Origin of the sequence: Cryobacterium suzukii (assembly GCF_004403185.1) — a bacterium.
Classification (GTDB): domain Bacteria; phylum Actinomycetota; class Actinomycetes; order Actinomycetales; family Microbacteriaceae; genus Cryobacterium; species Cryobacterium suzukii.
Map to the genome: position 1 here is coordinate 198,247 of NZ_SOHJ01000007.1, position 9,589 is coordinate 207,835.

The 9,589-nt window shown below is 64.9% G+C and carries 6 protein-coding genes; 3 read left to right on the forward strand and 3 right to left on the reverse strand.

The features are described from left to right. Positions 1-8 precede the first annotated feature (8 nt). Together E3T39_RS07905 and E3T39_RS16550 are read left to right on the forward strand one after the other, a co-directional pair. Positions 9-2,303: a caspase family protein gene (locus tag E3T39_RS07905; protein WP_134514163.1), complete on the forward strand. Its 2,295-nt coding sequence runs from the start codon at positions 9-11 to the stop codon at positions 2,301-2,303. A 296-nt stretch (positions 2,304-2,599) separates the two neighbouring features. Then, positions 2,600-4,270, forward strand: coding sequence for a flotillin family protein (locus E3T39_RS16550; protein WP_134514164.1), 1,671 nt, complete (start codon positions 2,600-2,602; stop codon positions 4,268-4,270). Positions 4,271-4,308: 38 nt separating this feature from the next. On the opposite strand, the gene E3T39_RS07915 is transcribed toward E3T39_RS16550, so the two are convergent. The 3 genes from E3T39_RS07915 to E3T39_RS07925 form a co-directional block, all read right to left on the reverse strand. Next, complete coding sequence (locus E3T39_RS07915; RefSeq protein WP_134514165.1) at positions 4,309-5,193, reverse strand: PKD domain-containing protein; 885 nt, start codon at positions 5,191-5,193, stop codon at positions 4,309-4,311. Then, positions 5,163-5,774: a hypothetical protein gene (locus E3T39_RS07920; protein WP_134514166.1), complete on the reverse strand. Its 612-nt coding sequence runs from the start codon at positions 5,772-5,774 to the stop codon at positions 5,163-5,165. Before E3T39_RS07920 ends, E3T39_RS07915 begins: the two co-directional genes overlap by 31 nt. A gap of 246 nt (positions 5,775-6,020) precedes the next feature. Continuing rightward, positions 6,021-7,115: a carboxylate-amine ligase gene (locus E3T39_RS07925; RefSeq protein ID WP_134514167.1), complete on the reverse strand. Its 1,095-nt coding sequence runs from the start codon at positions 7,113-7,115 to the stop codon at positions 6,021-6,023. A 175-nt stretch (positions 7,116-7,290) separates the two neighbouring features. Here E3T39_RS07925 and E3T39_RS07930 point away from each other — a divergent pair. Then, positions 7,291-9,589 (forward strand): transglycosylase domain-containing protein (locus E3T39_RS07930; protein ID WP_166784086.1); only part of this gene is annotated, 2,299 nt, incomplete at its 3' end.

Below are 9,589 nucleotides of genomic sequence, written 5' to 3' on the forward strand. Positions count from 1 at the left end.
ACGTGGCCATGTCCGAATCGAGCCTCGCTAAGTCGACCAGCTCCGCTCACCCGAACGCCACGAAGCGGCGGCCGCTTATATCGAAGAGTGAACTAGATAAGCTGCGGCCGCACGTCGTTAACCTCAGCGGTGGCAAGTTCTCGTCGACGGGCGCATTCACGACCACAAAGAAAGACGTCGACGCCATTTTCGCCACACACCTGCCGGCTTTCGTGGCTGAGCAGGGCGGTGTCGTTCCGTTGGTGTTCTACGCCCATGGCGGGCTCGTCGATGAGCAATCCGGGCTGAGCATCGCCCAGGCCCAGGTGGACTGGTGGAAGTCGAACGGCGTGTATCCGATTCACTTCGTGTGGGAGACCAGCCTGGCCGGGGCCATCACGAGCGCGGTCGGCGATTGGGCGCACGGCCGTCGCGGCTGGCTCGACGAGGCGAAGGACCGGGTGTTCGAACTGGCCGCCCGGTTCGGGCAGGGTCAAGCAATTTGGGGCCAGATGAAGCAATCTGCGGAGGCCGCGTCCGCCGATGACGGAGGCGCCCGCTATGTGGCCGACGCCTTGGGCGTTTACTGCGCAGCCCACGCCGACACGATCAGCGTGCACGCCATCGGGCACAGCGCCGGGTCGATCTTTCACTCCTTCTTTCTGCCGACCGTGCTCAAGGCCGGCGTGCCGGCCATCGGCACGCTCAGCCTGCTCGCGCCGGCCGTGCGCACCGATGTCTTTGAGAAGCAGATCCTGCCCCTGGTCGGTCACGGCGTGAAATCTCTCGCAGTGTTCACGATGACCGAAAAGCTAGAACGCGACGATACCTGCCTCGGCGCTTACGGAAAATCCCTGCTCTACCTCGTGCGGGCCTCGTTCGAACCCGAAGAGTTCTTCCCCATTCTCGGCCTCGAGGAATGCCTGCGCGCCGACCCCATGCTCGCCAAACTGTTCGGCCTGTCCGGCACAAGCGGGTCGCCCGGAGCAGGTGGCGCCGCCGACATCGTCTGGTCGAAAACGACGAGCGGCCCGCTCACCAGCCGCACCACCTCTATCAGTCACGGCGGTTTCGACAACGACATTCCCACCATGGATAGCGTCGCCCGCCGGGTTACCGGAAGGTCGCGCATCCGGTCGTTTCCGGCCACCCGCGACCTCGGCGACGAACTCTGGCCTGTGCCGGGCCCAGCAGCGCCCCGACCGGTCGGCACGCACCAGGCGCTCTGTGTGGGCATCAACGCCTATCCGGGCGGCGATGCGCTCTACGGTTGCGTAGCGGATGCCGAGGCCTGGGCCACACAATTCACCGCCGCCGGGTTCGCGGTGCGTACCGTGCTCGACGCGGAGGCGACCCGGCAGAACATTCTGCTCGGGCTGCTCGACCTGGTCGCCAGCAGCGTCGTCGGCGACGTGCTGGCCTTTCAGTATGCCGGCCACGGCACCTACGTGGACGATCTCGACGGCGATGAGTCCGAGGCCGGCAACGCGGAGACGAAGTACGACGAAGCCCTCTGCCCGATCGATTTTCGCGAGGGCAACTTGATCATCGACGACGACCTGGGCGAGATCTTCGACCAGCTGCCCGACGGCGTCAGTCTCACAGCGTTCTTCGACTCCTGCCACTCCGGTGATGGCCAACGCCGGTTGCAGCTGCAGCCGGCCGACGTGGCGGACCTGAGTGCGGCATCCGCTCCTCACGGTCGCCGGGTGCGGTTCATCATCCCCGATGAGCAGACCAGCAGGAACTATCGGGCCAAGCGCGGCACACCAGCCCGGGCCGGCAAGCGAGCGCTCGCACGGGAGGTGCTGTTTAGCGCCTGCAAACCCACCGAAGTGGCATACGAAACCGGCGGCCACGGCGACTTCACCGTTGCGGCGAGCCTGCTCGTGGTGCCGAGCGCGAATCGGCTGACCAACGGGGAATTCTTGCTGAAAGTGCGGGAGGCATTTTCCAGCCAGCCGCGGCAGAACCCCGACTTCAATGGTGCGCGCGCGGCGAAATCGCGCATCTTCCTGGCGCCGCTGATTGGTGGTGTTGGCGCTTCCGCCGTTGACCTGGCTGGCGTTGGGTCGTCCGTTGGTCTGGGAGCCATCGCGGCGGGTGCGGGCTCCGCAGCGATCCCGGGCGCGATTTCAGCCCTGCTCGACGCGGCCGCCGGCGTAGGACCTGAGGTCGGCGCGGGCGGGATCGACCCGCTCGCGGGATCCGCTGGCCCTGCAGGAGTGATGGGCAGCGCTGGCTCGCGCGAAACGGATGCCGCGGCGCGCGCCCTCGCAGCCGCCGCGTTCCTGCGCGCTGCCGCAGACTTCATCGACGGGTAGCCGTCCGTCGGGCGCCGCTGCGTGGGGGCTACGCCGGTGCGCGGGAGTTGCGCCTCCCGCGCAGCGGCGCGCCTCCCGCGCACCGTGAAAGTGCAGGGAAGGAACGCGATTGCGAGCACCTGGCCCCTGACGTGACGTCCACGGTCGCGGGCTCCAGCCTGGGCCCATACATTCTGATTGGCGGTATCTTTCGCATCCGCGCCGTGGCCTGCGAGACTGAACGCAAAGCTCGGCGCCACGGGAGACAGACCGGATCGCTGAAACGACGTACGCGCCATGCGCCTCGGAAGGACTCCATGCTCGATTTTTTGTTCAGCCCGATCCCCGGGATCATTTTTACGATCATTGTGGTTCTGCTTATTGGCCTGATTTACGCCAAGACCATCTATAAGAATGCCGGGCCAGACGAGGCCCTCATCATCACCGGCAAGAAGAGCCGCAAGACCATCGTCGATGGTGCGACACTCGAGGAATCCGGTCAGCGCGTCGTGCACGGACAGGGCGTCTTCATCACTCCCTTCTTCCAGAAGGCGTTCAAGATCAGCCTGCGCAGCCGGGCGATCGAGATCACTGCCGTCGCGCAGGACCGCAACGGCATCACGCTTTCGGTTGAAGCCGTCGCCATCGTCAAGGTCGGCGACGACCCCGCCGCGATTCGCGCCGCAGCCCAGCGCTTTCTTGGCCAGGACAAAAACATCGATGGCTTCGCGCAAGAGGTATTGAGCGGTTCGCTGCGTTCCTCGATCGGCGCGACCGACGTTATGACCGTCATCCAGAAACGCGATGAGCTCGGCAGCTCGGTGCTCGCCACTGCACGTGAGTCGCTCGCCAATCAGGGCCTTGACGTCGACTCTTTCGAGATCAAGGGCATCACCGACGAGAACGACTACATCCGCGACATCGGTCGTGCTGAGCAGGCCAAGGTGCGTCGCCAGGCCGAGGTGGCCGAGCACGTCGCGAACCGCGAATCGCAGGAAGCCCTGATCACCGCTGAGCAGGCCATCGCGGAAGCGCAGAATACGCTCGCCCTGCGCAAGGCCGCGCTGCAGCTCGACACCGACAAAGCCTCCGCAGAGGCTGCCGCGTCGAGGCCCCTCGCCGAGGCGAAGGCGCAACAGGCCATTGTGCAGGAGCAGGAACTCACCGCCCAGCGCCGCGCGAGCTTGCGCAAGGCCGAGCTGGAATCCGAGGTCAACGCGATCGCTGACGCCGATGCGTACCGGATCCGCGTCACCGCGATTGCCGCAGCCGAGGCCTCCGTCGCCAAGGCCACCGCCGACCGTGACAGCCGTGTCGCCAACGCCGACGCCACTCGCGCTGAGGGTCAGGCCGACGCCGACGCCATTCTCGCCCGCGGTACCGCCGAGGCGACCGCCACCCGTCTCTCGGCCGAGGCCGTCGCCCAGCAATCCGAGGCGCTCATCCAGCTGCGCTTGATCGAGATGCTTCCGCAGATCGCGCACGAGCTCGCCGCTCCCATGGGTAACATCGACCAGCTCACCGTCATTTCAACGGATGGTGCCAGCCAACTCTCCAAGAACGTCGCGTCGGGCTTCAGTGAAGTCGACGCCGTACTCGGCTCCACCATGGGGATCGGCATCAAAGACCTGCTGGGCGGGCTGCTCGGCGGCACGGCTGGAGCCGCCCTGCGGAACGCCGCGCCCGCGCACAGCGGCGCATCCGCTTCATCCGCTGATGCTGCGTCGACTCGCGCGACACCGGGCGTCGCGTCGCCGGCAGTGCCGCCGGTCTTGTCGTCAGCAACACCGTCGACGGGGGTTGCTTCGGCTGGTTCGTCGGCGGCAGCGACGGCAGCCGTGGCTGCGCGATCAGCAGCCGAAGCATCCGTTTCGCAGTCGATCGACGGCGTAGATTTTGATGCCGTCGCCGACGAAGCTGCTGCCGCAATCGTCCGTGCCGCTGCCGCGCGGCTCCCTAAGAAAGCCGGGGACCGCCTGCTCCCGTAGCCTGCGCAGTTCGTACAGCGCCGCAACCCGCGGCCCGGTCAGCAGCCAGGGCCGCGGGGGTTGGCGAGGCAGTCTTCGGCGACGAGCACCGTAGATTCGTTCGCTGCCACGACGGAGAACGGCGTGGAGGGCACAGAGACAATGCCTTCGACGGGGCGCCAGCCTTGGTCGCCGAAGCTGTAGTCGGCTCGGTAATCGACGGTCAGCACCACGGAATAGCTGCCCTTCTCGGTGTAGACGTGGCTGGAGCCGGTTTCGGAGAATTCGGCCAGGCCGAGTGCTGCCCAGCTAGCGCCGCTGTCGGTGGAGGTTGCGGAGCTGCCATCGCCGTAGTTCCAGCGGTAGCCGATCGGCGTGAACATAACCTGCGCGGGTGCGCCGAGCAACAATCCTTCGCTCACTTGAGCGGATGCCCCGGCCCAGAAATTCGCGGCCAGCCCGACGATGGCCCAGCCGTTGGGCTCCATACCGGAGGGGGCGGCGAAAGCGGGGAAGTTCTGCAAGTCGGAGACGCGTACGACGGTCTCGGGGGAGCATCCCGCGCAGTCCGCGGCGGGCGCCGCAATGGTGGGGACGAACTGCGGGTGTCGTTGAACCATGTCGCTCAAGCCTGCTTGGCACAGGACCCATTGGCTGTCTCCCCCCAGCGGTTTGGCGCTCACACACATCGATGGTCGAGCCTGACTGCCCGTCGACCCGCCGTTGGACTTGCCCGCATTGCCTGATCCGCCGCCCGAACTCCCGACGGCTTCGGCGAACAGGTCTACTCCGGGGCCCTTCGTGTTGCCGCCAGAGATGAGTTCGGGGCAATTTTCTGTCAGGGACTCGGAGACCGTGCATGCCGAGGCAGACGAGATCCCCGGCAGCAAAAATGCCAGGAGCATTCCGACCGTTAAAGCTGGCAGAAGTTTTTGCCGGACCATACGTCCTCCTTATCAAGGAGCAACAGGGAAGGTTCCGCCGCGCTCGAAATGAAGCCCACTTGCAGGGGAATTCGGTTGGTGCGTTGAGGTGGAGTCACGTCGACTCCAGCGAGGTTGAAGAGGCGAACTGCCGAGATATCCGAACAGAGGTAGAGCTCGATTGAAACCCCTCCGTGTGTTTCGACCGAACTCCGGATGAGCCTCGCCGAGTCATAGGTCGATGCGCCGCGGCTCAATAGACCCTTTTTAGAGAATCCGTCGAATCCATTGAGGAGGTCAGGGAGATAGGTGGTGCTGGCAGCACTCGCGATTCGGTCGCCGCCGGTCCCGCCTTCTGCGGTTATGGAGTCGGACAACGCTTCATACGCCGCATACGCCGCCGTCGCCGCAGCCAGCGCATCCTCGTCCGAGGCGAATACCGGGGGAACCTCCGTGGGCGCGGCCGCATCAGAGGGCGCTGACGTGTCAGCGGGAGCGGGAGCCGGGGTGGCCATGCATCCGCTCAGCAAAACGGTTGATATCAGAAGGAATGCACCCGGCACGACGGTGTGCGCGGGGCGGCGACGCGACATTTTTCGCATGGGTGCAGAGTAGACCGGATTGCTACATTCCCGCAGGAGTTATCCACAGGCTGGCGTGGAGCGTCAAATCGCAGTAGGAACTATCGCAGCGTGCCCAGCAGTGCCGCGAGAACCCTCGCCGACGGCGTGGGCCAACCCGCGACCGGGTCAGCGAGATTGGCATGCATTTTTCGTTCGGTCCTCGCCAGCCGCTCGATTAAAATCTGGACGATCGCCAAACTGTACCGCTCGCTAAAAAGCTGAAACTCAGGCGTGCGCGGTCAGTGCGTGCGCGAGCAGTGCGGCCAGCGCGGGCTGTCCGCCGGACCGCATGGCGGCGCGCTGACGTTCGGCTCCGGTGCCCAGTCGCCGCACCCGGGCCAGCAGCTCCAGAATTCGATCGAGGTTGCCGACCTCGTCGATGGCATCGGCCGCGTAGTGCAGCAGGGCGTCCACCACAGCGGATGCTGCTTCCAGTGTTCCCGACACCGGATTCAGCAGCGTCGACTCCATGCCCTCGCGAGCGGCGTGCCAGAGCCCCGCGTCGAGTAATTCTGGCGCGATATCGATGGGCGCGACATCCGTTTCGCCATCGCGCAGGGCCTGCGTGACGACCGCCCGGGTCAGCGCCGCGAGCAGCAGGGTTGACGGGGCATCAAGTTGGGCGTCGCAAACCCGAATCTCTACGGTGGGATGATCCTCGGCCAGACGCGCATTCCACCAGATCGTGCGCAGGTCGTAGGTCCCGCCAACGCCGACCAGCCGGCGGATTCTGCGGTCGTACTCGGCGGCGTCCGCGAAGAGCGGCGGGCAGCCAATCGTCGACCACCGGCGCATGTGCACGCTGCGCCAGCTGGAGAATCCTGTGTCGGCACCGTGCCAGAACGGTGAATTCACGGCAAGCGCGAGCAGCGTTGGCAGCCAAACGCGCACCCGGTTGAGCGCCTGCACTCCGGCTTCCCGGCTGGGAATACCGACGTGCACATGCAGTCCGTTGATCAGATGATCGGGTACCAACCCCCGAAACTCGGTCTCGACCGTGTGATAGCGCTCAACATTGGTCACCTCCGGCCAACCCTCGGTCTGGAACGGCGCGCCGACACCGGCGGCGATAACCCCCCGGCTGGCGGCGGCGGCGGCCAGCCGCGACCGAAAGGCGAGCAGATCAGCGGATGCCTGTTCAAAGCGATCAAAGACCGGCGTTGATCGTTCGATCTGCGAAGCGAGAAACTCGTGGCTGATGAACCGCGATACGGGAGAGTGGCCGAGGAGCTCGGCATGCACTTCGTCGCCGACGTTCGCCGGCTGCAGGGTTGCCGGCCTCAAGAAAATGAATTCCTCCTCGATGCCGAACGTTCGCATTCCTCACCTCCGACACTTTCCCCGGATACTACTTGAAAAATCGGCATCAAGCCGATATATTCTCAAATCTGCCAGCCGGTCACATTCGCACTAGCACCTGACTAACATGACCAATAGTCACGAACTGATGTACAGGCGTGGGCTCTCGCTCTTATCGACTCAGTTGGGGGTAAACGTGGTGCAAGTAACCGAGGTTCCGGCCGGCTCGGCCCAATCATGGCGGCGTTCTTTTCATGGCGTTCTTGGCGGCCTGCTCGGGTTCGTCGCCATGAGCACGGCGGCGGGCGTTCTGGTCGCCGTGTCGGTGGCCCCGGTCGTGGCGCTCTCGGGCATAGCTGCGACCAACACGATCTCGGTGTTCGAGAATTTGCCGGGTTACGTCAGCATCGAGCCCCTGTCGCAGAAGAGTGACATCTTTGCCACCCGCAGTGATGGGACGTTCGAACTGCTCGCCTCGTTCTACGATCAGAACCGCATCGAGGTGAGTTGGGATGCGATCGGCCAGTTTGCGAAGGATGCCGCAGTGTCGGGAGAAGACCCCCGATTCTACGAGCATGGCGGGGTTGATCTGCAGGGCACCCTGCGGGCCACGGCCACCACTGTGGCCGGGGGAAACACGCAGGGTGGGTCATCGATCACGCAGCAGTATGTGAAGAATGTGCTCGTGCAGAAGTGCGAGCTGCTCACCGATAAGCGGGCACACGACGCGTGCTACAGCGCGGCGACCGAGACCACGCCAGATCGCAAACTCAAGGAGATGCGGCTCGCCATCGGGGTCGAGAAGAAGTACAACAAGCACGACATATTGCAGCAATACTTCAACATCACCGGCTTCGGCGGCACGGTCTACGGCATCGAGGCCGCAGCCAATTATTATTTCAACACCACCGCGGCTAACCTCACCCTGACGCAGGCGGCGAGCCTGGTCGCGATCGTGAACAACCCGGTGAAGTTTCAGCTCGACAAGCCTGCGAGCGAGACCAATGGGGCCGCAAACGGTTACGCGGCCAACAAGCAACGCCGCGACTACATTCTGCGCGAGATGCTGCGTTACAAGAAGATCACGAATTCCGACTACGACGCCGCCGTCGCGTTACCGGTCGAACCCGTGATCACCGAACCGAGCACGGGCTGCCAGACTGCCGCCGCCAACGCGTTCTTCTGCGACTATGTGACCAAGATTCTGCAGAACGATCCCACCTTCGGCACGGATGCTGCCACTCGTATGCTCAACTTTCGGCGCGGTGGTTACGACGTTTACACGACCCTCGACCTCGATGTACAGAACGCGGCCGTGACCGCCATGAATCAGCAGGTGCCCAAGGTCTACGCCGGCGGTGACGTGGGCGCGGTGATCACGAGCGTGCAGGTCGGCACCGGTCGGGTGCTCGCCATGACCCAGAACAAGGACTACAGCCAGGACCCCATAGTGCAGGCGACCGGAGCCAACTACACCGGCATTAATTACGCCACCGACTTCGCCGAGGGCGGGTCGAGCGGGTTTCAACCCGGGTCGACCTATAAGGTCTTCACCCTGGCGGATTGGCTCACGGAGGGTCACTCGCTCAACGAACGCGTCGATTCCCGGCGCAAGGCGAATTGGGGCACCTTCCAAGACAGCTGCCTGGGTCCTCAGAATTACGATAGGGACAAACCACCCTTCAACCCGCGCAACGATGCAAACGAATCCGGCGCCAATTACAGCGCGCTGCAGGCCACCGTTGGCTCGATCAATACCGGTTTCATCGGAATGGCCAAGCGTCTGGACCTCTGCGGCATCCGCAAGACGGCTGAGGCATTCGGGGTGCACCGGGCCGACGGTAACCCGCTGTCGCAGTCCGCAGCAACCGTGATCGGAACCAATGAGGTTGCGCCGCTGACCATGGCCGTCGCTTTCGCCGGGATCGCCAACAAGGGCGTCACCTGTTCGCCGATTGCCATCGACCGCATCGTCGATCGCGGCGGCGTGGAGGTCGCAGTGCCGCCGTCGGCCTGCACGCAGTCGGTCGATTCGACGGTCGCGGCCGGCATGGCCTACGCGATGCATCGGGTAATGACGGGCGGCACCGGGCGGCAGTCCAACGCCAACACCGTGCCTGCGGTGCCGATGATCGGCAAGACCGGAACAACGGATGGCGCCAAAGACACCTGGATGAGCGGCGCCAGCACCAAGGTAGCCACGGTGGTCGCCGTGGTGAGTGTGACCGGAGCACTCAGTCAACGGCGACAGTTCTTTGGACGGGACCAGATCGCGACGGCCCGGCATCGCATGTGGCCGGTCGTGATGTCGGTCGTCAACGCCAAGTACGGCGGAGATGCCTTCGACGAACTTGCCCCCAAGTACATTCCACCGCCCGTGGTCGTGGCCCCGCCGGTCGCCCCGCCGGCGGCACCCGCACCGCCCGACGCGGTCCCCGCACCGCCCGACGCGGTCCCCGCCCCGCCGGACGCGGCCCCCGCCCCGCCCGACGCGG